The sequence below is a fragment of the Candidatus Pelagibacter sp. PS_28 genome, from assembly GCF_059417885.1.
In genome coordinates this window covers 489267-512640 of the sequence record NZ_CM182070.1, presented here as the reverse complement: position 1 = coordinate 512640, position 23374 = coordinate 489267, and the positions used below count along the sequence as shown (strand labels likewise).

At 30.4% G+C, this 23374-nt stretch carries 20 protein-coding genes and 3 tRNA genes; 1 reads left to right on the top strand and 22 read right to left on the bottom strand.

Features of this window, described 5'->3' with window-relative positions; genetic code table 11:
* The 15 genes from fusA to AC5SMR_RS02635 form a co-directional block, all read right to left on the bottom strand.
* Positions 1-2079, bottom strand: a complete 2079-nt coding sequence (fusA, locus tag AC5SMR_RS02705) for an elongation factor G (RefSeq protein WP_494577280.1) — start codon at positions 2077-2079, stop codon at positions 1-3.
* Positions 2080-2085: 6 nt separating this feature from the next.
* Complete coding sequence (gene rpsG, locus AC5SMR_RS02700; protein ID WP_006996808.1) at positions 2086-2556, bottom strand: 30S ribosomal protein S7; 471 nt, start codon at positions 2554-2556, stop codon at positions 2086-2088.
* A 2-nt stretch (positions 2557-2558) separates the two neighbouring features.
* The gene (rpsL, locus tag AC5SMR_RS02695) at positions 2559-2930 is read right to left on the bottom strand and encodes a 30S ribosomal protein S12 (protein ID WP_006996807.1); all 372 of its coding nucleotides are present in this window, start codon (positions 2928-2930) and stop codon (positions 2559-2561) included.
* A 171-nt stretch (positions 2931-3101) separates the two neighbouring features.
* Complete coding sequence (gene rpoC / locus AC5SMR_RS02690) at positions 3102-7271, bottom strand: DNA-directed RNA polymerase subunit beta' (RefSeq protein WP_494577279.1); 4170 nt, start codon at positions 7269-7271, stop codon at positions 3102-3104.
* A 2-nt stretch (positions 7272-7273) separates the two neighbouring features.
* Positions 7274-11365, bottom strand: a complete 4092-nt coding sequence (rpoB, locus tag AC5SMR_RS02685; protein ID WP_494577278.1) for a DNA-directed RNA polymerase subunit beta — start codon at positions 11363-11365, stop codon at positions 7274-7276.
* A 55-nt stretch (positions 11366-11420) separates the two neighbouring features.
* Positions 11421-11786 (bottom strand): 50S ribosomal protein L7/L12, encoded by a 366-nt coding sequence (gene rplL, locus AC5SMR_RS02680; protein ID WP_006996804.1) that lies wholly within the window; start codon positions 11784-11786, stop codon positions 11421-11423.
* Between the two features lie 27 nt (positions 11787-11813).
* On the bottom strand, positions 11814-12314 hold the full coding sequence (gene rplJ / locus AC5SMR_RS02675) for a 50S ribosomal protein L10 (protein ID WP_271627377.1): 501 nt from the start codon (positions 12312-12314) through the stop codon (positions 11814-11816).
* Between the two features lie 5 nt (positions 12315-12319).
* A complete protein-coding gene (rplA, locus tag AC5SMR_RS02670) occupies positions 12320-13009 on the bottom strand; it encodes a 50S ribosomal protein L1 (protein ID WP_494577277.1) in 690 nt (229 codons plus the stop codon).
* Entirely contained in the window at positions 13009-13434 is a 426-nt protein-coding gene (rplK, locus tag AC5SMR_RS02665; RefSeq protein ID WP_006996801.1) for a 50S ribosomal protein L11, read from the bottom strand. The genes rplA and rplK overlap by 1 nt, the downstream gene beginning before the upstream one ends.
* Positions 13434-13964, bottom strand: a complete 531-nt coding sequence (nusG, locus tag AC5SMR_RS02660; RefSeq protein ID WP_006996800.1) for a transcription termination/antitermination protein NusG — start codon at positions 13962-13964, stop codon at positions 13434-13436. Before nusG ends, rplK begins: the two co-directional genes overlap by 1 nt.
* Positions 13964-14155, bottom strand: coding sequence for a preprotein translocase subunit SecE (secE, locus tag AC5SMR_RS02655; protein ID WP_006996799.1), 192 nt, complete (start codon positions 14153-14155; stop codon positions 13964-13966). Before secE ends, nusG begins: the two co-directional genes overlap by 1 nt.
* 19 nt (positions 14156-14174) lie before the next feature.
* Positions 14175-14250 (bottom strand) — tRNA-Trp (locus AC5SMR_RS02650).
* A 7-nt stretch (positions 14251-14257) separates the two neighbouring features.
* Positions 14258-15448, bottom strand: coding sequence for an elongation factor Tu (gene tuf / locus AC5SMR_RS02645; protein ID WP_271563404.1), 1191 nt, complete (start codon positions 15446-15448; stop codon positions 14258-14260).
* A 47-nt stretch (positions 15449-15495) separates the two neighbouring features.
* A tRNA-Gly gene (locus tag AC5SMR_RS02640) sits at positions 15496-15569 on the bottom strand.
* 46 nt (positions 15570-15615) lie between these two features.
* A tRNA-Tyr gene (locus AC5SMR_RS02635) sits at positions 15616-15701 on the bottom strand.
* Positions 15702-15831: 130 nt separating this feature from the next.
* Between AC5SMR_RS02635 and rlmB the strand changes: the two genes are divergently transcribed.
* Entirely contained in the window at positions 15832-16575 is a 744-nt protein-coding gene (rlmB, locus tag AC5SMR_RS02630) for a 23S rRNA (guanosine(2251)-2'-O)-methyltransferase RlmB (RefSeq protein ID WP_018414179.1), read from the top strand.
* 273 nt (positions 16576-16848) lie between these two features.
* Here the strand turns inward: rlmB and AC5SMR_RS02625 are convergent, their stop codons facing one another.
* The 7 genes from AC5SMR_RS02625 to AC5SMR_RS02595 form a co-directional block, all read right to left on the bottom strand.
* Positions 16849-17547, bottom strand: coding sequence for a glycosyltransferase (locus tag AC5SMR_RS02625; protein WP_494577276.1), 699 nt, complete (start codon positions 17545-17547; stop codon positions 16849-16851).
* A gap of 5 nt (positions 17548-17552) precedes the next feature.
* Positions 17553-18764 (bottom strand): class I SAM-dependent methyltransferase, encoded by a 1212-nt coding sequence (locus tag AC5SMR_RS02620; protein ID WP_494577275.1) that lies wholly within the window; start codon positions 18762-18764, stop codon positions 17553-17555.
* Between the two features lie 32 nt (positions 18765-18796).
* Positions 18797-19564: an FkbM family methyltransferase gene (locus tag AC5SMR_RS02615; protein ID WP_494577274.1), complete on the bottom strand. Its 768-nt coding sequence runs from the start codon at positions 19562-19564 to the stop codon at positions 18797-18799.
* Between the two features lie 175 nt (positions 19565-19739).
* A complete protein-coding gene (locus AC5SMR_RS02610) occupies positions 19740-20690 on the bottom strand; it encodes a glycosyltransferase family 2 protein (protein ID WP_494577273.1) in 951 nt (316 codons plus the stop codon).
* Positions 20677-21603: a transketolase family protein gene (locus AC5SMR_RS02605; RefSeq protein ID WP_494577272.1), complete on the bottom strand. Its 927-nt coding sequence runs from the start codon at positions 21601-21603 to the stop codon at positions 20677-20679. The genes AC5SMR_RS02610 and AC5SMR_RS02605 overlap by 14 nt, the downstream gene beginning before the upstream one ends.
* Positions 21604-21609: 6 nt before the next feature.
* A complete protein-coding gene (locus AC5SMR_RS02600) occupies positions 21610-22428 on the bottom strand; it encodes a transketolase (RefSeq protein WP_494577271.1) in 819 nt (272 codons plus the stop codon).
* A complete protein-coding gene (locus AC5SMR_RS02595) occupies positions 22412-23353 on the bottom strand; it encodes an NAD-dependent epimerase/dehydratase family protein (protein WP_494577270.1) in 942 nt (313 codons plus the stop codon). The genes AC5SMR_RS02600 and AC5SMR_RS02595 overlap by 17 nt, the downstream gene beginning before the upstream one ends.
* Between the last annotated feature and the right edge of the window lie 21 nt (positions 23354-23374).

Genomic DNA, 23374 nt, shown 5'->3' with positions numbered 1-23374 from the left:
TTAGCCTGCAATCTTTTTAGTTACTTCATCCTGAACATTTTGTGGGACTTTAGAATAATGGTCAAAAAACATAGAATATTGAGCTCTACCTTGAGACATTGATCTTAGACTATTTATATAACCAAACATATTAGCTAAAGGGACCATCGCAGTGATAACAGTTGCGTTCCCTCTTTGCTCTTGAGTACTAATTTGTCCTCTTCTGCTATTTAAGTCACCAATAACATCTCCCATGTAATCTTCAGGTGTAACAACTTCAACTCTCATTACTGGTTCTAATAATTTTAATGTTCCTCTTGTGCAAGCTTCTTTAAAACAAGCTCTTCCTGCTAACTCAAAAGCTAAAACACTTGAGTCAACATCATGATGTAAACCATCTAGTATTGTTACTTTATAATCAATCATAGGAAATCCAGCTAGAATTCCACCATCTGAAATTGTTTCAATTCCTTTTTCAACACCTGGGATAAATTCTTTTGGGATGGCCCCACCTTTAATTTTACTTTCAACTAATCTTCCTGAGCCAGGTTCTTGTGGTTCAACTAAAAGCTTAACTTTTGCAAACTGTCCAGCACCACCACTTTGTTTTTTGTGAGTGTACTCAAATTCAGAAGTATTTTGTAAAGTTTCTCTATAAGCAACTTGAGGGGCTCCTACATTTGCTTCTACTTTGAATTCTCTTTTCATTCTATCAACGATAATATCTAGGTGTAATTCTCCCATACCCTTAATAATAGTTTGTCCTGACTCTTCATCAGAGGTAACTCTAAATGAAGGATCTTCAGCTGCTAATCTACCAAGTGCTTCACCCATTTTTTCTTGGTCAGCTTTTGTTTTTGGTTCAACTGCAATTTCTATTACTGGTTCAGGGAATTCCATTGGTTCAAGTAGTACAGGATTATTTTCATCACATAATGTGTGCCCTGTAATAGTATATTTAAGGCCGGCCAGAGCAACTATATCACCAGCATTAGCCTCTTTAATATCTTCTCTAGAGTTTGCATGCATTAATAACATTCTACCAACTCTCTCCTCTTTGTCTTTTGATGTGTTGTAGACAGCTGTACCAGTTTTAATTGTACCAGAATAAATTCTAATAAAAGTAAGAGATCCAACAAATGGATCGTTAGCAACTTTAAAAGCTAACGCAGAAAAAGCTTCTTTATCGTCAAATTTCATATCAAGTTCATCTTCAGAACCAGGTTTTGTACCTTTAATAGATCCAATATCGATTGGACTTGGAAGATAGTTAATTGTTGCATCAAGCAATGGTTGCACACCTTTATTTTTAAAAGCAGAACCGGTAGTTATTGGAACAAAAGTAAAATTTAATGTTCCTTTTCTAATGCATTTAATCAAATCTTCTTCTTTAATTTCTTCTCCATTTAAATAAGCTTCCATCAGTTTCTCATCTTGCTCTACAGCTAACTCTACTAATTCTGTTCTATATTTTTGAGCAAGCTCTTTTAAATCGTCTGGTATTTCTTTGTATTCCCACTCAGCTCCTAAAGCTTCATTTTTCCAAACTTGAGCTTTCATTTTTACTAAATCAACAACACCCACTAAATCTGCTTCAATTCCGATAGGAATTTGAATGGGTAGAGGTGTGCAACCCAGTCTATCTTTAATCATTTCAACACATCTATAAAAATCAGCACCTGTTCTATCTAATTTATTAACAAAACATATTCTAGGAACCTTATACTTGTCAGCTTGTCTCCAAACTGTTTCTGATTGAGGTTCTACACCTGCAACACCATCAAAAACACAAACAGCACCATCTAAAACTTTAAGTGATCTCTCAACTTCAATGGTAAAATCTACGTGGCCAGGGGTATCAATAATATTAATTCTATGATCGTTCCAGAAGCAAGTTGTTGCTGCTGATGTAATTGTAATACCTCTTTCTTGCTCTTGTTCCATCCAATCCATTGTTGCAGCACCATCATGTACTTCACCAATTTTATGACTTTTTCCTGTGTAATATAAAATTCTTTCGGTCGTAGTAGTTTTACCAGCATCAATATGGGCCATGATACCAATGTTTCTGTATTTATTTAATGTATGTGTTCTAGCCATAATTTATTACCACCTAAAATGAGCAAAAGCTTTATTTGATTCTGCCATTTTATGTACATCTTCTCTTTTTTTAACCGCAGAACCTTTTTTTTCATAAGCATCATACAGTTCGTTAAAAATTTTATCTGACATATGTTTGTCTTTTCTTTTTCTAGAAGCATCAACTAACCATCTAATTGCTAGTGCTTGTGCACGTTTAGTTTTAACTTCAACAGGAACTTGATAAGTTGCACCACCTACTCTTCTAGATCTAACTTCTACAGTTGGTTTAATATTATTTATTGCTTCATTAAAAACATTAATGGGCTCTTCTTTTGTTTTTGATTTTATTTTTTCTATAGCTTCATAGACAATTTTTTCAGCAACTACTTTTTTGCCGTCGTACATTATTGAGTTAATTAATTTAGGGATTATTGTAGAATTAAATATTGGGTCTGGAGTAACAACTTTTTTGGGTTGTGTTTTTTTTCTAGACATAATTATTTACCTTTTTTAGTTCCATACAAAGATCTACGTTTCTTTCTATTTGCAACACCTTGTGTATCTAGGTTTCCTCTAAGGATATGATAACGAACACCAGGTAAATCTTTTACACGACCACCCCTAATTAATACAACTGAGTGTTCTTGTAGGTTATGACCTTCACCACCAATATAAGCTGTAACTTCAAAACCATTAGATAGTCTAACTCTAGCAACTTTTCTTAATGCTGAGTTGGGTTTTTTAGGAGTTGTTGTGTAAACTTTTACACAAACACCTCTCTTCAAAGGTTGTTTCTGAAGTGCAGGAACTTTATTCCTAGCAACAGGTTTAATTCTTTTTTTTCTTAACAACTGGTTAATAGTTGGCATAAATTTTTTTAATTAATTAATATATTTTTGAGTGAAAATAACTGACAGGTTATTTTGTGGCAGCGTTTAGTTCCGTAAAGTAGGTACTACATTCCAACCAAAAACAGCGTCAAAATACTATTAAATCTCTGATTGTCAAACTAAAACTACAAGTTAAACGTGTTTTTTTTATTAATTTGCTGGAGTTTCTGTAGTCTCTAAAGGCTCAATTTTCTCTTGCTCAGCTAAGAATTTATTATCGGCATCAATGGCATTCTTATTCCATTTGTTCTTAATGTGACCTGTTCCAGCTGGAACTAATCTACCTACAATAACGTTCTCTTTTAAGCCATTTAATGGGTCAACTTTACCTTTAATCGCAGCATCAGTTAAAACTCTAGTAGTTTCTTGGAATGAAGCAGCAGAAATAAATGACTCAGTTTGAAGTGAAGCTTTAGTAATACCCATTAAAACTCTTTCACCAAATGCTGGATTCTTTCCTTCAGCAACTAGTTTTTCATTTGTATTATCAAACTTAATTCTGTCAATCATTTCACCTGGTAAGTAAGACGAGTCGCCAGACTCTTTGATTTCAACTTTTTTAAGCATTTGTCTTAATATTGTTTCGATATGTTTGTCGTTAATAATTACACCTTGTAACCTATAAACTTCTTGTACTTGGTTAACAAAGTATTCTGTTAAATCTTTTATACCAAGTATTCTTAAAATATCATGTGGCAACGGTTGTCCATCTAAAAGATACTCACCTTTTTTTATTTTTTCACCTTGGTTAAAATTAATATGTTTACCTTTTGGAATTAGATAATTTGAAGGTTCACCATTATCTGGTTGTATGGAAATTTTTTGTTTTCCTCTAACTTCTTTACCAAATAAAACTTGGCCATCATTTTCTGCAATTATTGCGCTATCTTTTGCTTTTCTAGCTTCAAATAATTCTGCAACACGAGGCAATCCTCCAGTAATATCTTTAGTTTTAGTAGTTTCCTTTGGAAGTCTAGCTATTATGTCACCAGCAAATATTTTTTGACCATCTTTCACTGAAAGAATTGAATCTGGAACTAAATAATATCTGGCTTCATTATCATCAGCTTTTTTAATAACATTTCCTTTATCATCTCTTAAAGTAATTCTTGGTTTTAAATCAGTATTTTTAGATTGAGCTCTCCAATCAATAACTGATTTAGACGAAATTCCTGTTGCATCATCAGTTGTTTCTTGAATTGAAACACCATCAATTAAATCTACATAACCAGCTATACCACTTTTCTCTGCGATAACTGGAGTTGTATAAGGATCCCATTCACAAATTTTTTCATTTGCTTTAACTTTATCTCCATTCTGGAAAAATAATTTCGAACCATAAGCAACTTTATAAACAGCAACTTGAACTCCATTATTATCTTCAATTGATAATTGAGTGTTTCTTCCCATTACAATTAAATTTTTCTTAGAATCTTCTAGTAAGTTAGAATTTATAATTTTTAAAGTTCCAGCTGTTTTTGTTACGATCTGAGATTCTTGTTTAACAGAAGCAGTACCACCAACGTGGAAGGTTCTCATTGTTAATTGCGTACCTGGTTCACCAATCGATTGAGCTGAAATCATACCAATTGCTTCACCAACATGAACCATTTTTCCTCTAGATAAATCTCTTCCATAACAAGTAGCACAAACACCAAGTTTAGAGCTACAAGTCATTACTGAATAAGCTTTGATAAATTTAACACCAGCTGCATCAATTTTATCGCAACCAGCTTCATCAATCATTGTTTCTTTTTTAATAACTACTTCGCCAGTGATTGGATTTTTTACATCGAAAGCTGTAACTCTACCAAGTGCTCTTTCTGATAAACTAACAACAACATTTCCACCTTCCAAAATTTCTGCTAATTCAATAAACCCTGGATTATCACACTTAATTTTAGATATAGTAAGATCTTGAGCTACGTCACAAAGTCTTCTTGTTAAATAACCCGAGCTTGCAGTTTTCAGGGCTGTATCAGCTAAACCTTTTCTGGCTCCGTGTGTTGAGTTGAAATATTCTAGTGCAGTTAAACCTTCTTTGAAATTAGAAATAATTGGTGTTTCGATAATTTCTCCAGATGGTTTTGCAATAAGACCTCTCATACCAGCCAACTGTTTCATTTGCGCAGCTGAACCTCTAGCTCCACTATCTGCCATCATAAATACTGAGTTAATCTTCATGCCATCAGGAGTACTTTCAGTAGCTGAAATACCTCTCATCATTTCACCAGCAACTTTATCTGTACATTTTGACCAAGCATCAACAACTTTGTTATATTTTTCACCTCTAGTAATTAAACCTTCTGAATATTGATTTTCATAATCTGCAATTAATTTTTTAGTATCATCAATTAGTTGTCCTTTATTTGCAGGAATAACCAAATCATCTTTACCAAAAGAAATACCAGCTTTAAATGCATGTTTGAAACCTAAATCTTTTAAATGATCGCAAAATATAACTGTAGTCTTCTGACCACAAAATCTAAATACACTATCAATAATTTCTGAAACAGTTTTTTTAGGAAGCAATCTATCAATCATTGAAAAAGTAATATCTTTATGTTTTGGAAGTAAATTAGCTAATAAGAATCTTCCAGCTGTCGTTGAGTGCTTTTCAACTCTTTTGTTTCCCTTCTCATCTAATGTTTCAAATCTAGAAACAATAGTAGAGTGAACTTTTATTTGACCTGTAGATAGTGCATGTTCAATTTCATCATTATTTATGAAGTAACCATCTGGCTTTTCAGTTTGAAAAGGCGCTTGAGATAAATAGTAAAGACCTAAGATCATATCCTGACTGGGTACTATGATAGGTTTACCGTTTGATGGACTTAAAATATTATTTGTTGATAACATTAAAATTCTTGCTTCTAGTTGGGCTTCTAAACTTAGAGGAACGTGAACAGCCATTTGGTCACCATCAAAGTCAGCATTAAAGGCTGCACAACATAAAGGATGAAGTTCAATTGCATCTCCTTCAATTAACTTAGGTTCAAAAGCTTGAACCCCAAGTCTGTGAAGCGTTGGTGCACGGTTTAATAAAACTGGGTGTTCTCTTACAATAAGTTCTAATGCATCCCAGACAGCATTTGTTTCTTTTTCTACCAATTTTTTTGCTTGTTTGATTGTAGAAGCTAATCCTAGTTTATTTAATCTAGCATACAAGAATGGTTTGAATAATTCTAAAGCCATCTTCTTAGGTAAACCACATTCATGTAATTTAAGGTCTGGCCCTACAACGATTACAGATCTTCCTGAATAATCTACTCTTTTTCCTAGTAAGTTTTGTCTAAATCTACCCTGTTTACCTTTAAGCATCTCCGCTAAAGATTTAAGTGGACGTTTACCAGTTCCAGTAATTACTCTTCCTCTACGACCATTATCAAATAATGCATCAACAGATTCTTGAAGCATTCTTTTCTCATTTCTAACAATGATATCTGGAGCTTTTAAATCCATTAATCTCTTAAGACGATTATTTCTGTTTATAACTCTTCTATAAAGATCATTAAGATCTGATGTAGCAAATCTTCCACCATCTAATGGAACTAAAGGTCTTAATTCAGGTGGTATAACTGGTATTACAGTTAAAATCATCCATTCTGGCTTTTGACCAGTTTCAATAAATGACTCAATCAATTTAAGTCTTTTAATTGATCTTTCTTCATTAACTTTTGATTTTGTTTCTTTAATTGTATTAATTAAAAGCTTTCTTTCAAGCTCAAGATCCATTGATTTAAGAATAGATAAAATTGCTTCAGCTCCAATACCAGCTTCAAAAGATTCTTCACCAAATTCGTCTTGGTATTTTGCTAATTCTTCTTCGTTAAGTAATTGATTTTTTTGAAGACCAGTTAAACCAGGCTCAATAACTATGAAGTTTTCGAAATAAAGAACTCTTTCAACTTCTTTTAGCTTCATGTCAACGGCTAATGAAATTCTACTAGGTAAAGATTTTAAAAACCAAATGTGTGCAACAGGAGTAGCGAGGTTTATGTGACCCATTCTCTCTCTTCTTACATTAGATTTAGTTACTTCAACTCCGCATTTTTCACAAATAATTCCTCTAAACTTCATACGCTTGTACTTACCGCACAAACATTCGTAATCTTTTATAGGTCCAAAAATTCGAGCACAAAACAAACCATCTTTTTCTGGTCTGAAAGTTCTATAGTTAATAGTTTCAGGTTTTTTAATTTCACCATATGTCCAAGATTTAATTTTTTCAGGGCTAGCTAAAGTTATTTTAATGCTATTAAAATTTTGTGCTTCAGAAACTTCACTATTTTTAAATAAATCTGTTAATTCTTTTTTCATATTTAATTTAACTCTATGTTTAGTGCTAATGATTTAATTTCTTTAACTAGAACGTTGAATGACTCTGGAATACCAGACTCAAAATTCTCTTCACCTTTAACAATTGTTTCGTAAACTTTAACTCTTCCAGCAACGTCATCTGACTTAACTGTTAAAATTTCTTGTAATGTGTACGAAGCTCCATATGCTTCAAGAGCCCACACTTCCATTTCACCAAATCTTTGTCCACCGAGTTGTGCTTTACCTCCTAATGGCTGCTGTGTAACAAGACTATAAGGACCAGTAGATCTTGCGTGAATTTTATCTTCAACCAAGTGATGTAGTTTAAGCATATAAATAATACCAACAGTTACAGGTCTATCAAACATTTCACCTGTTCTACCATCCCATAAATTAGTTTGACCTGAAGTAGGTAATTTTGCTAACTCAAGCATTTCAGAAACATCTTTTTCTTTAGCTCCATCAAATACTGGAGTTGAAATAGCTATACCATTTTGTAAGTTTTCACATAAATCTGAAAATTCAGTTTTGTTTAATTTATCAATTCCACCATCAAACACTTCTTTACCATAAACAGATTTTAGGAATGATGAAATTTTTTCAGTTTTTTCAAATTTTTTATTATTTTCATTAACTAATCTTTTAACTTCTTCACCAAATTCTTTACAAGCCCAACCAAGGTGAGTTTCTAAGATTTGACCTACGTTCATACGACTTGGAACTCCAAGTGGATTCAATACAATGTCAACAGGTCTACCATCTTCTCTATAAGGCATATCTTCAACAGGTACAATTTTACTGACTACACCCTTGTTTCCGTGTCTACCTGACATTTTATCACCTGGTCTTAATCTCCTTTTAATCGCAACGAAAACTTTTACCATTTTCATAACACTTGGTAATAAATCATCACCACTTCTAATTTTTAAAACCTTATCTTCAAATCTTTCTTGAATATCTTGTTTTGCTTGATTGTATTGATCTTTTAATTGAGCAATACTCGCTTCATCATTAACATTGCCTACTGTTATTTTGAATACATCGTTAATATTAATTTCATTAATTGTCTCAAGATCAAGTTTGGTGCCTTCATCTAAATCTTTTATTTTTTTAGTTAAAGAAGCTCCTGATAAAATTTGATTAGCTCTTTGTTTTATGCTTCTTTCTAGAATTTCTTCCTCTACAATTTTGTCTTGTTGAACAGTATCAATTTCTGCTCTTTCAATTGTAATAGATCTTTCATCTTTTTCTATACCATGTCTATTAAATACTCTAACATCAACAACTGTTCCACTGCTTCCTCGAGACATTTTTAATGATGTGTCAGTTACATCGATTGCTTTTTCACCAAAAATAGATCTTAATAATTTTTCCTCAGGTCCAGATGCTGAATCTCCTTTTGGTGTAACTTTACCAACTAATATATCTCCAGCTTTTACTTCAGCGCCAATATAAACAATTCCAGATTCATCAAGGTTTTTTAGGGCTTCTTCATTTACATTTGGAATATCTCTAGTGATTTCTTCTTCACCCAATTTTGTATCTCTAGCCATAACTTCATATTCAACAATATGAACTGATGTAAATACATCATCCGTGACACATCTTTCTGAAATTAAAATAGAGTCTTCAAAATTGTAACCTTGCCAAGGCATAAATGCTACTGTCACATTTTTTCCGAGTGCTAACTCACCTAGTTTAGTAGATGGTCCGTCAGCAATAATATCTCCTGATTTAACTTTATCACCTACTCTAACAAGTGGTTTTTGGTTAATACATGTATTTTGGTTTGATCTTTTAAATTTTTGCAGATTATAAATATCCACACCTGATTTAGTGAAATCCGTTTCTTCAGTTGCTTTGATTACAATTCTTTTTCCATCAATTTTATCTACTGTACCATCACGACTAGCAACAATAGTTACACCTGAATCAAGAGCAACATCACTTTCAATTCCAGTACCAACTAAAGGAGACTCTGGTTTTAATAAAGGAACCGCTTGTCTCATCATGTTAGATCCCATTAGAGCTCTGTTCGCATCATCATTTTCTAAGAAAGGGATTAGAGAGGCTGCAACAGAAACTAACTGTTTAGGTGAAACATCAATATAATCAATTTTACTTGGATTTGACAAAACGAAATTCAAATTTTCTCTACAAGGAACAAGTTCTTCTAAAATTTTTCCAGATTTATCTATTTTTGCATTAGCTTGAGCAATTGTATATTTTGTTTCTTCCATCGCTGAAAGATATTCAACTTTATCTTGAACTACACCGTTTAGAACTTTTTTATAAGGACTTTCAATGAAACCATATTTATTAATTTTAGCATAAGTAGATAAGCTATTAATCAAACCAATATTCGGTCCTTCAGGTGTTTCAATTGGACAAATTCTTCCATAGTGAGTTGGGTGAACGTCACGTACTTCAAATCCAGCTCTTTCTCTAGTTAGCCCACCTGGTCCTAAAGCTGAAACTCTTCTTTTATGTGTAATTTCTGATAATGGATTTGTTTGATCCATAAATTGAGAAAGTTGTGAACTTACAAAAAAATCTTTAAGAGAAACTGTTAATGGTTTTGCATTAATCAAATCTTGTGGCATTGCTGATTCAATATCAAGAGTTGTCATTTTTTCTTTAATCGCTCTTTCCATTCTGTAAACACCAATACGCGCTTGGTTTTCAACAAGTTCACCAACAGATCTTACTCTTCTGTTGCCCAAATGATCAATATCATCAACTTCATCTTTACCATCTCGTAAATCTAACATTTTATGAACGATAGCAATTATGTCGTCATTTCTTAAAATTGTAATTTTATCAGAACACTCAAGGTTAAGTCTCGAGTTCATCTTAACTCTACCAACATCAGAAAGGTCATATCTATCTGAACTAAAGAATAGGTTATTAAATATCTGTGTAGCAATCTCAACTGTTGGTGGTTCACCTGGTCTTAAAACCTTGTAAATTTCAGTAATTGCATCATTTTTTGAATTATTTTTATCATTTAAGATTGTTGTTAATAAATAAGGTCCTTTATTAATAGAATTAGTAATAGAAATTTCAATTGAGCTAATGTTAGCCTCTAAAATTTGCTTAATAATAGTGTCATTTAACTCTGTACCTATTCCAAAAGTACCTTCTTCTTCATCATCGCTAACTTTAACTTCATTATGCAAATATTTTCCAATTAAAGACTCTTGAGATACTAGAATGTCTTTAAGCCCATCTGAAGCTAACTTTTTAGCAGTTAAAAAATTAATTTTATCACCAAGCTTAATTACTACATTTCCTGTTTTAGCATCAGTAACTTCTTCAGAAAAATTTTTTGCTTTGTAATTTTCAGGATTAAATTTTGTTTTCCATTTACCTGTTTTCGCATCAAATGAATAAGTATCTTTATCATAAAACTCATCAGCTATTTCTGATTTAGTTAAACCTAAAGCCATCAAAAGAGTTGAAGCAAATATTTTTTTCTTTCTATCAATCTTAAAATATAAAAAATCTTTAACATCATATTCTAAATCTAACCAAGATCCTCTGTTAGGAATAACTCTACAATTAAATAATAATTTACCACTTGCATGTGATTTGCCTTTATCATGATCAAAGAAAACACCTGGACTTCTGTGCATTTGGTTTACAACAACTCTTTGAACACCGTTTGTTATAAAAGTTCCACTATCAGTCATCATAGGTACTTCACCCATATAAACTTCCTGCTCTTTGGCAGATAAAATATCTTTAGTATTATTTTCTTGGTCAATTTCGTAAACAACCAATCTTAAAGTACATTTTAATGCTGACGTAAAAGATAATCCTCTTTGAATACATTCTTCAGTATCAAATTTTGGTTTTTCAAGTCTATAAGAAACGTATTCTAATGTTGCTTTATCATTTAGATCTTCTATCGGAAAAATACTTTTAAAAACTCTATCAAATCCTTTTGATAAATCCCCAGCTTCACTGTCAAAATCAGTAAGTTGTTTGTATGAGTTTTTTTGAACTTCAATTAAATTTGGAATAGATAAAGTTTCTGAAAGCTTTCCAAAGCTTTTTCTTACATTTTTCTTTTGAGTAAAAGATAATTGCATTTAATACTAATCACTGATTAATAAATTAACCAGTTATGAAATCTTTCTAATTAATTTATTTAAGTTCTACTTTTGCGCCAGCTGCTTCCAACTTAGCCTTGATCTCTTCAGCGTCTTTTTTGTTTACACCAGACTTAACTTCTTTTGGTGCACCCTCAACTAAATCTTTTGCCTCTTTAAGACCTAAAGATGTTGCTGCTCTAACTTCCTTAATAACATTAATCTTTTTATCGCCTGCAGAAATTAGCATGATTGTAAAATCATCTTTTGCTTCTTCAGCTGCTCCACCTGCTGCTGCTGCTGGTGCTGCTGCAGCCATAGCTGTAACACCCCACTTTTCTTCAAGCTGTTTTGAAAGTTCAGCTGCCTCAACAACAGTTAAACTTGATAAGTCTTCAATAATTTTGTTTAGATCAGGCATATTTTTTTTTACTCTTTAGGTTGTTTTTTAAGAATTTTCTGGGCTCAAACTACTCATTTTTTCGGATCGTGCAAGTAAAATACTTACTAATTTTGATGCTGGTGTAGCCAAAATTCCCACAAGGTTAGCTCTTGCTTCATCAAGTGTTGGTAAATTTGCTACATTTTGAACTGCAGCTTGGTCTAATACCTCATTACCCATAATTCCACCTAAAAGTTTCAAACTCTCGTTTGTTTTGGCAAATTTAGATAAAATTCTAGCTGATATTATTGCATCATTAGAAAAAGCAACTGCAGTAGCTCCTGTAAATAAATTTGATAGTTCCTTACACTTAGTTTTTTCTAGTGCAATTTTAGTAATTCTATTTTTTGTTATAGTGAATTTAATGCCATGCTCTCTCATTTGCCCTCTTAGTTCATCAAGTTGAGACATTGTAAGGCCTTGGTAGTGAGTTACCATTACAGCTTCATTATTTTGAAACTGTATTTCCATTTCACTAATGTAATTCTTTTTTTGTTCCTTGTTCATCATAACTATATAGCTTTTCCTAATTTAACTTTATACGAAACACCCATGCTTGACGTTATAAAAGTATTTTTTATTAAATCACCTTTTAAAGTTAGGTTTCCTTTTTCTTTTTCTAAAGTATCTAAAATAGCATGAAAATTTTTAAGTAATTGATCATCATGAAAAGAATTCTTACCTATACTTACACCAATATTTCCATCTTTATCGTTTCTAATTTCTGCTTGTCCTGATTTAGCATTTGTTACAGCTTGCTTAATATCCTCTGAAACTGATCCTAATTTAGGGTTAGGCATTAATCCTTTTGGTCCTAAAACTTTTCCAAGCTTGGATAATTTAACCATCATACCTGGTGTACAAATTAATTTTTCAAAATTAAGTTCACCTGCTTTAATTTTATCTATAAATTCATCGCTACCAACTATATCAGCACCAGCATCTTTGGCTTCTTTGGCTTTTGTATCCTCACAAACAACAGCTACTTTCACTTTTTTACCTGTACCACCAGGTAAGTTAACTACAGTTCTAATATTTACTTCACCTTTTTTTTGTTTGTTATTCACTTGAAAGCTCAAGTCAATTGATTCATCAAATTTAGTATTACAATTTTTTTTAACAGTCGCTAATAAATTTTCAATAACGTCAGCAGTTAAATCTTTTGTTTTTTCAGGTAATTGTTTAAATCTTTTTGATGGCATTAGTCTTTAACCTCTATCCCCATTGATCTTGCTGATCCTGCAATAATTTTTACTGCTTGCTCAAGATCGTGAGCATTAAGATCTTTCATCTTTTGGGTTGCAATTTCTTCTGCTTGTTTTTTTGTAATTGATCCAGCAATACTTCTGCCTGGTTCTTTAGATCCACCTTTAAGTTTAGCAGCTTCTTTAATAAAATGTGATGCTGGTGGTGATTTAATTTCAAAATCAAATTTTTTATCTTTATATACAGTGATAACTACTGGAATTGGTTTTCCAGCAAATGCTTTTGTTTTATCGTTAAAAGCTTTACAAAATTCCATTATATTAATTCCACGTTGACCTAACGCAGGACCAACTGGTGGTGCTGGATTAGCTTGGCCACCCATAATTTGTAACTTTATATATCCACTAATTTCTTTTGCCATTAACTTGCTTTCTCTACTTGGTTATATTCTAAATCAACTGGTGTTGGTCTTCCAAATATTGAAACTGAAACCTTAAGTCTTGATTTCTCTTCATCTATATCTTCAACCATACCACTGAATGATGCAAAAGGACCGTCAACGACCTGAACTTTTTCACCAATGCTGTATTCTATACCAGATTTTGGCTGAGCTACACCATCTTTTATTTGTCCTAAAATCTTTTCTATTTCTTTATCAGAAACAGGAACGGGAATACCCTTTGAACCTAAAAACCCACTTACACGCTTTAAGTTTTTAATTAAATGATAAAGGTCATTATCCATTTCACTTTTAATCAAAACATAACCCGGAAAGTATTTCTTTTTTCTTTGAATTCTCTTTCCTCTTTTTACTTCTGTTACATCGTGTGTTGGAACAACAATTTCTTCAATTTTGTCAGAAATTTTTGCTTTTTCAGCTTCTTCCTTAATTAATCCAGCAACTTTATTCTCAAAATTTGAGTGAGATTGAACAATATACCAATTTTTCATTAAATACTTACCTTCAGTAAAGCTTCCAATAAAAATTTAAGTACTTGATCAAGAAGCAAAAAGAAAAGAGACATAATAACTGCCATAGCAAACACCATTAATGCACCTTGCATTGTCTCTTTTCCAGTAGGCCAGGAAACTTTAAAAGCTTCTTGTTTAACTTCTTGGATAAATTTTATTGGGTTTTTCATAATATACTGTTTAGCTTGTTGGCAGGAGCGGAGGGAATCGAACCCTCAACCTCCGGTTTTGGAGACCGGCACTCTACCAATTGAGCTACACTCCTATAGAGTTTACTCTATAATTTTAGTTACTACTCCAGCTCCAACTGTTCTACCACCTTCACGAATAGCAAAGTTTAATTTCTCACTCATCGCAATTGGAGTAATTAATGTAACAGTGAATTTAGCGTCATCACCAGGCATAACCATTTCCGTTCCAGCTGGTAATGTAACTTCTCCAGTTACATCAGTTGTTCTAAAGTAAAACTGAGGTCTGTATTTAGTAAAGAATGGAGTGTGTCTTCCACCCTCATCTTTTTTAAGTACATATGCCTGAGCTTCAAATTTAGTGTGTGGTGTAATTGAAGCGGGTTTACAAAGAACTTGTCCTCTTTGAATGTCATCACGCTCAACACCTCTTAATAGAATACCAACGTTATCACCTGCTTCACCTGAATCTAAAAGTTTTCTGAACATTTCAACACCAGTACAAACTGATTTTTTAGTTGCAGTAACCCCTACGATTTCAACTTCTTCACCAGTTTTAATAACACCAGATTCAATTCTTCCAGTTGCAACAGTTCCTCTACCTGAAATTGAGAAAACATCCTCAACAGGCATTAGGAAAGGCTTGTCAATATCTCTAGTTGGTTGAGGAATAAATTCATCAACAGCTTTCATTAATTCTACAATAGAATTTTTTCCAATTTCTTCATCTCTGCCTTCAACAGCAGCTAATGCAGATCCTTTAACGATAGGAGTTTTATCACCTGGATATTTGTATGAAGTTAAAAGTTCTCTAATTTCTTCTTCAACAAGTTCAATCATATCTTTATCATCAACTTGATCTACTTTATTTAAGTAAACAACAATTGCAGGAATACCCACTTGTCTTCCTAAAAGAATGTGTTCTCTAGTTTGAGGCATAGGACCATCAGCAGCATTAACTACTAAGATAGCTCCATCCATTTGCGCTGCACCTGTAATCATGTTTTTTACATAGTCAGCGTGACCTGGGCAATCAACGTGTGCATAGTGTCTTTTTTCAGTTTCATATTCAACATGAGCAGTTGAAATTGTAATCCCTCTTTCTTTTTCCTCAGGGGCTTTATCAATCTGATCGTAAGCAACAGCTTTTCCTCCACCAAGTTCTGCTAATGTAATTGTGATAGCAGCTGTTAATGTTGTCTTACCGTGGTCGACATGACCAATTGTACCGATGTTACAGTGTGGTTTATTTCTTACGAACTTTTCTTTTGACATTACGTTTTTACCTCAGTTTTAGTTTTATTAATAATTTCTTTTTTTCTTGGAGCGGGTAAAGAGAATCGAACTCTTACATCCAGCTTGGAAGGCTAGCGTTCTACCATTGAACTACACCCGCACAACATCAAGAATAACACTCCATTGTTATAAAAAAATTTATTGATTGGTGGAGGGGGAAAGATTCGAACTTTCGAAGACCGAAGTCAACGGGTTTACAGCCCGCCCCATTTGACCGCTCTGGAACCCCTCCTTTTTGGGGAAGTGTCCCCTTGCTCAATAAAGCTTCAAACAACATGCGTTTTATATATTTTTATTATGCAATTGCAACACGAGATTTACTGTGAAAATGGTGGAAAATACGTATAAAACAAAGATAATTTATGAATAAATCATCTTTTTTAATCGTTGGTCAACATGCGGTCATTGAGGCTTTAAGAAACCCAAAAAGAAAGGTTTTAAAAGTTTTTTTAACGGAAGAAAGTAAAAAAAATATTCATAGAAAAAACCCAAAGAAAAATGTTCTTGAGGACGTTAAGGTTTATTTCAAATCAAAAAAAGAATTAGATAAGTACACTTCTAAAGATCAAATTATGCATGGTGGTTACATTGCAGAAGTTGAACATATCGATCAACCCGACTTAAAAGAATTTATAAAAGGTAAAAACAAATTAACATTTGTTTGTATTGATGAAGTAACTGACCCAAGAAATATTGGGTCGTTAATTAGAAGTGCCTCTTCATTTCATATAGACGGATTAATAGTTAAAGAAAGACAATTTCCATCTGATAGCAAGCTTATGTATAAAGCTGCTAGTGGATGTATGGAGCATATAAATATTTTTGAGGTATCAAACATAAATTCAACACTTAAAAATTTAAGAGAAAAGAATTTTTGGGTTTATGGGTTTGATGCAAGAGGAGAAAAAGACTTTACAGATATTAAATGGGAAGGAAAAAATGTTCTCTTATTTGGATCTGAAGGTTTTGGCATGAGAGAACATACTGGAAAGTACACAGATTTTTTTGTTAAGATTGATATAAATAAAGATGTAGAAAGCTTAAATATCTCAAATAGTGCAGCGATTGTGTTTCATCATTTAAGTTATTTGAAAAAAAATTCTTAATTAGTCTAAGATATCTTATCGGAAATCAATATGTCCACGTTCCGGTTTCATGCGGGGCACTATCACTCAATAAATTCACCCCTTGTTATTTTTGTAAAGTAAAAGTTTGACTGATATTATGGGGATAATTTAAATAATGTTGTAACATATTCCTAAGGAGAAGGATTTAAATCTTTATCAACAAAAGTTATAAGATAAATTGCATACACGTCACGACCTGTACTAACATCTAAAGCAATAGCTTCCTCTATATACCTACTTGGTTCAAATATATTATTTTTTAAAAATAAAAATTCTTAATAAATGAACAAAAGAAATTACAATATGTTTAAATTTCATTTTTGATGCACCAAGCTTTCTATAAATTAATCTTACAGGAATTTCTTTAATACTATAATTTTTTTTTTGTATTAAATATGTAACTTCCCAAAAAAAAGAATAATCATTATTTTTTGCTTTCAAAATATCTTTAAGATTAATTTTTTTTAAATAAAAACAACGATATGCACCAGTTGCATCAAAATCCATTCCTAATAAAATTTTCATTAACAGGTATCTTGTGCAAGTAAGAAATTTACGAAAAATTGGCCAATCTTTAATTAAATCTCGTTTAATAAACCTACTAGTAATTACATAATCAAAAATCTTCGCATTTAACATCATCTTTTTAAAATATTTAGGATCATGGGTTCCGTCAGCATCCATTGTGATTAACAAATCATACTTTTTTTTGTATCCATATTTTATTGCATCTTTATGTGCTGAACCAATACCAACTTTATTCTTCCTAAAAATATATTTAACATTTTTATTTTTTTTACTTAATTTTTTTATTAATTCTTGAGATTTATCACTTGAGTTATCGTCAACAAATAAAATATCTAACTTAATTTTAGTTTTTTTAATTTTTGAAAAAATGATAGAAATATTTTTTTCTTCATTAAGAGTGGGTATTGCTACACAAATTTTCATCTAAATTAAATAATTTCTATGTCGGGGAGTGGAAAAATTAACTTACCACCATTTTTTAAAAAAATTTGTTCACGTTTGACAATATGGTCTTTAAAATGCCAAGGAAGTACCAACAAATAATCTGGATTTTTCAACTTAGCTTCTTTTTCAGAAATTATTTTAATATTTGAACCAGGCGTGTATTTATTAAATTTGAATCTGTTAACCTCTGAAATATAATTTAATAATTTAGAATCTATGTTGCAGTATTGAAGTAAAACATTACCCTTTGTAGATGCACCATAACCTAAGATTTTTTTATTCTGTTTTTTTAATGTGACAAGTAATTCTTTTAATAAAATTTTATGGTTTTGACATTCTTTAAAAAACTGCTTATGTTTTTTTATTTCATTATACTTGTTTAATGACTCACTCTTTAAAACCCAATTAATTAAATGTTTGCATTCACTTAGTTTTGATTTTTTTTTTGCAACATCTACTACCATACTGCCCCCATTAATTTGGTTAAATGAAAGGTTTATAATTTTTAAACCTGCCTTATCTAATAAATATTTTAACGATTTAAGAGAGTAGTATTCAAGATGTTCATGGCATATAGTGTCATACGATCTATTTTTTATCATCATAGGCATATAACTTAATTCTATGTGCCAAATTCCATCTTTGTGTAATATGGAATTAATTTCTTTAGCAAAATTTAATGGATCAGGTAGATCGTAAAACATTGAAATTGATGTAATTAGATTGAATTTTTGATCTTTAAATAGTTTAGAAGAAAAAAAGAGAGGGTATTTAATAATGTCTTTTCTATAATGCTTACTAAATTTTTTAATTGTCGGATCGCAACCAATTAATTTAAATTTTTTGTCAAAAAATGAAAGAAATGTCCCGTCATTACTACCTATATCTAAAATATTATTTTTTCTTTTTAAATTAAATCTTTTTTTTAAACTGATAGCCTTCAATTTAAGGTGAGTTATCATTGATTTATTTAATGAAGACATGTAGCCATAATTATCACCGTACATTTCGTTGGCATCAAAATTGTGCTCTAATTGTAACAATTTACATTTGTTGCAAATCACCATACTAAGCTCACCTTTCGTTACCTTAGTTTTTTTTTTAGGAGGGAAAATTCCAGTAAGCGTTTGTTTTCCTAACGTATAGAGTTTAGTTAGGTTTTTACATTTACAGGATCTACAATTTTTTATTTTCAAGGCAGTCAAATTTAGATTACAAATTATATATGTTATTTTATATAATTTAAATGTTTCTTTTGAAGAAAATACTTATTCGTACAATTAACATCCATTTTTTTTGTAAATTTATTTAATTTCACTGAATAATAACAACCAAAGTATCCTATATTCTTTAATAACTTAGCTATAATCTCCCTATCTTTATTTATTTCAACAATTAATGCAGGTCTGTCTTTATTAATAATGTTATACAGGCCTTTTATTACAGTTAATTCATATCCATTTGTATCAATTTTTATTAAATCTATCTTATGACTTAATTTTTTAATTTTTTTAATTTTAAGGTATCCACTTCCTATACTTAGATTACTTCTGAATTTGAAATCTTTGATAAAATGTTGCATTAAGGAATGATCATAGTGAGCGTAAGTCATCAAGTCCAAATTTCTATTAAAAAATTTATATCTTGGAAAAAAAATTTTTGTTTTAATATTACTATTTCCAATGGCAAAGGGTTTAACAATTACTTTTTTTTGTTTTTTTAAAATGTTTATATAAACTTTATATGGCTCAAAACAAATGACTTTATTTACAGAGAGATTATTCAAAAAAAATTTTACAGCCAAGCCATCACTAGCTCCAACATCAATAATATTTATGTTATTTTTTAAATATATTTTTTTCAAACCATCAAAATCTTTTTCAAAAATATTTGTATATCTAATCAAAGATCTTAAGACCCAATAAACAAGAGGGTGGACCCTGATTATTTTTTCTAAAAATCCAATTATCCCTATATTCGTTGATGATTTTCTCATAATTAAATTCTAAAGAATTAGTATGTACTCTAATAAATGGCTTAATAAAAGAAAGTAATAATATAAATTAAATCTAATTATTTTAAGCATCATAAATAAGTTTAATATTTACGACCTTGAAAGTTATGTAGTAGTTTTGTTTTCTTCTTTAATTTATCAGGAGAGTCTTGCTGGATTATTTACTTTTTTTATTATTCAAAATTTTTTTGATTATATAAAGTGGTCTTTTTTTGGTTTCATCTAAAACTTTTCGAATATATTCAGATAAAATACTAATAGACAAAAGCTGTATTCCTCCAATAAATAAAACAAGGACTATTAGTGTCGTAATACCTTTTGGTGCCCCAGGATAAAGAAAATAAAATATGACATAAGTAATTAAAGCAACCGCAGAAAGGGCAACAATTAAATACGAGAATAAAGACATAAATTCTAATGGAAAATATGAAAAAGAAAAAAGTCCTTTTTTGGCCCAGTTTAAGTTTTTTAAAAAATTATTGGTAGATTTTCCAAATTTTCTTTCTACTCTTTTATAGGGTACTCCTACTTGCTTAAAACCAACCCAAGCTCTTAGTCCTCTAATAAAACGATCAGTTTCAGAAGTGTTATTAATAGCATCAACCACTTTTCTATCCATTAATGAAAAATCCCCTGCATCTAAAGGAATTTCTAAATATGAGAATTTATTAAATAATCTATAAAATGTTTTATAAGCAAAATTCATTAAAACTGTAGCTTCTCTTTCCACTCTTGAACCATAAACAACATCATAACCCTCATTCCATTTTTCAAAAAAATCCTCAATTAGTTCTGGGGGGTCTTGAAGGTCACCATCTAATAAAATAACAGCATCACCTATTGCCTGTTTCATTCCAGAAGTGAAAGCATTTTGAGAATTAAAATTTCTTGAATGAAATATTGCAGTAGTATTTTTATCAATCAAACAGATTTGTTCTAAAATTTCTTCTGAATTATCTGGACTTCCATCATTAACAAATATTATTTCATAATTACATCCAATTTTATTAAATACTTCAGTCAACCTTTTGTGCATTATTGGTATTGCTTCCCCATCTTTGTAACAAGCAATAACAGCAGATAATGTTTGTTCTTTAATATTTTTCACGTAAAAATTTTATTATTAATTTTTTTATATTTTCAATATTTAGTTTATTTATTTTTCTTAAATAGTCTTGAGATCCTATTTTATTATGAATGATATCCTCTAAAGAGAGAGATTTAAAATGAATTCTTTTATTTTTTTTATATTTAAATATAGACATGGCTATCAAAGATCCAAGTCCACCAATATTTATATTTTCTTCTATGGAGAGTACTCTTGGAGCATTTACATTCTTTATAATAAATTTTTCATTTGCTGGTTTTAAAGTTGGTATACTTATTAATTTAATTTTGTAACCTTTGTCTTTCTCAAGATTTTTGACAGCTTTGTAAACATTTTCCAAAATATTTCCTGTGGTAAATATTGTTAAATCATTTCCTTTGGTTAAAATTAAGTCATTCGTACTATTAATTTTTTTTTTATAAAAATCCATATCTGGAGATTTTCCTAATCTTGCAAAACATGGTCTGTTACTTTTAAACATAGATTTTAGAATAAATTCAACTTCCAATCTTGATCCTGGATTATGAATAGATAAATTCGGTAATGACCTTAAAACTGAAATATCTTCAGATGTATTGTGTGAAATTCCTTGAACATTATAACTAAACCCACCTCCTGCACCAATAATATTTACATCCAAATTGTTATGAACAATATTGTTTCTAATTTGTTCCAATGATCTAAAAACTACAAAAGGTAATATAGAGTATACAAAAATTTTTTTTCCACTGGCAGCCATACCTGCTGCGATACCAATCATATTGTTTTCAGAAACCCCTACGTTAATGAATCTTTTTGGAAATAATTTAGCAAATTTTTCAAAAGCTCTATATCCTAAATCAGAAGTTATCAGATATACGTTTTTATTTTTCTTTGAATAATTTATTAGTTTATTAACAAAAACAAATCGCATAAAATATTAATTTAAGTTTTTAATTGATATATTGTATTTATTTTCATTTAAAACTTCATAATGAGACTCAAATTTATTTTCCATAAATTTCACACCTTTTCCTTTAATTGTATTGGCTATAAGTAAATTTGGTCTTTTTTTTTTGTTGAGTGATTTGAGGGATCTTAAAATTTCAATTATATTGTGACCATCTGTTTGGATGACATTCCAATTAAAACTTTCAAATTTTGGTTTTAACGGTTCTAAATTTAAAATTTTATCTGTTGACCCAAAACCTTGTAATTTATTATAGTCTATAATAACAAATAAATTATCTAATTTATGATGACCTGCAAATAATGCTGTTTCCCATACAATTCCCTCATTGCACTCTCCATCACCAACTAATACAAAAACTTTATTTTTTTTTTTGTCTGCTTTAAAGGCATACGCCATCCCAGCTGCTACTGAAATTCCATTACCTAAAGACCCTGATGAAAAATCAATGCCCAATTTATTATTCATGTCGGGATGACCACCAAGTTTTCCATTATCAGTTAAGTACTCATTCATAAGAAATTTTTCTGTAAAAAATTTGTGTTTCATCAAAATCAAATAATAAGATAAAGCCGCATGACCTTTGCTCATTATGAATCTATCATTTTTATTTATTTTTTTTTTATCTATTTTCATGAACCCAAAATATAAGGCACATAGTAAGTCTATGCATGACAAGCATGATCCAATATGATGAGCTTTTTTTTTAAATGAAATATCTAAAATTTTTTTTTTAAGCTCTTTTGATATAAAATTAATTTTATCTATTGATTTATTTTTTTTTCTCATTGTAAAAATTCTTATACCAGTTGATAGTTTTAGACAAACCATTATTCAAATTTAACTTTGGCGTCCAATTTATTTTTTTTTTAACATAAGACATATCAGCATACCATGTATTCTGATCCCATGTTCTATTTTTCATTGTACTCCACAAATTTTTTTTTTTGTAACCAGTTAATTTTCTTAAAGAATTATAAATATTTTTTATTGTATATTTTTTTCCACTTCCTAAATTAAATATTTCACCAATTAAATCTTTTTTATTTGCAATTTTTATATAAAATTTAATTAAATCATCTATATGAATTAAATCTCTAGATATTTTTGGAGAAACAAGACTTATACTTTTGTTTGACAACATTTTCTTTATTAAAACTGGTATTAATCTACTAGGTCTTTCGAATGGTCCATAAACATGAAAAGGTCTAATTGTAACTATTTGAATATTGGAATTTATACTTTCAAATTGGCAATATAAGGTTGCTGAACTTTTAAAAGCTGAATAATAGCTATTTGGAATAAGAACATCACTTTCTCTCATTTTATTTTTCTTAAAACCATACTCTGAACTCGAACCAGTGTTAATAAATATATTAAATTTATATTTTTTGCATTCATTAACAAGATTAAATGTTGAGTCAAAAATAGATTCTTTTATTTTTCCAAGATTATTTTGATCAGAATAAGCTCCATTAGCTGCTAAGTGAAAAATAGTTTTTGGTTTAATTTTTTTGATAATTCTTTTTATATTTGTTTTATTATTCAAATCAGAATGATGAACATGAATTTTGTTCATTACATCTTTAATTCTCCATAAATTTGAATTTTTTTTAATTATGATGTGTATTTTGATCCCCTTTGACGCAAAATAACGCGCTAAATTTGCCCCTACAAATCCAGCAGCACCAGTTATGAGAATTGGATATTTCAAAGTAGTTACATTAAATTGTTC

Coding starts and splice junctions, on each gene's coding strand:
- fusA (WP_494577280.1), bottom strand. CDS start 2,079: ATGGCTAGAACACATACATTAAATAAATACAGAAACATTGGTATCATG.
- rpsG (WP_006996808.1), bottom strand. CDS start 2,556: ATGTCTAGAAAAAAAACACAACCCAAAAAAGTTGTTACTCCAGACCCA.
- rpsL (WP_006996807.1), bottom strand. CDS start 2,930: ATGCCAACTATTAACCAGTTGTTAAGAAAAAAAAGAATTAAACCTGTT.
- rpoC (WP_494577279.1), bottom strand. CDS start 7,271: ATGAAAAAAGAATTAACAGATTTATTTAAAAATAGTGAAGTTTCTGAA.
- rpoB (WP_494577278.1), bottom strand. CDS start 11,365: ATGCAATTATCTTTTACTCAAAAGAAAAATGTAAGAAAAAGCTTTGGA.
- rplL (WP_006996804.1), bottom strand. CDS start 11,786: ATGCCTGATCTAAACAAAATTATTGAAGACTTATCAAGTTTAACTGTT.
- rplJ (WP_271627377.1), bottom strand. CDS start 12,314: ATGAACAAGGAACAAAAAAAGAATTACATTAGTGAAATGGAAATACAG.
- rplA (WP_494577277.1), bottom strand. CDS start 13,009: ATGCCATCAAAAAGATTTAAACAATTACCTGAAAAAACAAAAGATTTA.
- rplK (WP_006996801.1), bottom strand. CDS start 13,434: ATGGCAAAAGAAATTAGTGGATATATAAAGTTACAAATTATGGGTGGC.
- nusG (WP_006996800.1), bottom strand. CDS start 13,964: ATGAAAAATTGGTATATTGTTCAATCTCACTCAAATTTTGAGAATAAA.
- secE (WP_006996799.1), bottom strand. CDS start 14,155: ATGAAAAACCCAATAAAATTTATCCAAGAAGTTAAACAAGAAGCTTTT.
- tuf (WP_271563404.1), bottom strand. CDS start 15,448: ATGTCAAAAGAAAAGTTCGTAAGAAATAAACCACACTGTAACATCGGT.
- rlmB (WP_018414179.1), top strand. CDS start 15,832: ATGAATAAATCATCTTTTTTAATCGTTGGTCAACATGCGGTCATTGAG.
- AC5SMR_RS02625 (WP_494577276.1), bottom strand. CDS start 17,547: ATGAAAATTTGTGTAGCAATACCCACTCTTAATGAAGAAAAAAATATT.
- AC5SMR_RS02615 (WP_494577274.1), bottom strand. CDS start 19,564: ATGAGAAAATCATCAACGAATATAGGGATAATTGGATTTTTAGAAAAA.
- AC5SMR_RS02605 (WP_494577272.1), bottom strand. CDS start 21,603: ATGCGATTTGTTTTTGTTAATAAACTAATAAATTATTCAAAGAAAAAT.
- AC5SMR_RS02600 (WP_494577271.1), bottom strand. CDS start 22,428: ATGAGAAAAAAAAATAAATCAATAGATAAAATTAATTTTATATCAAAA.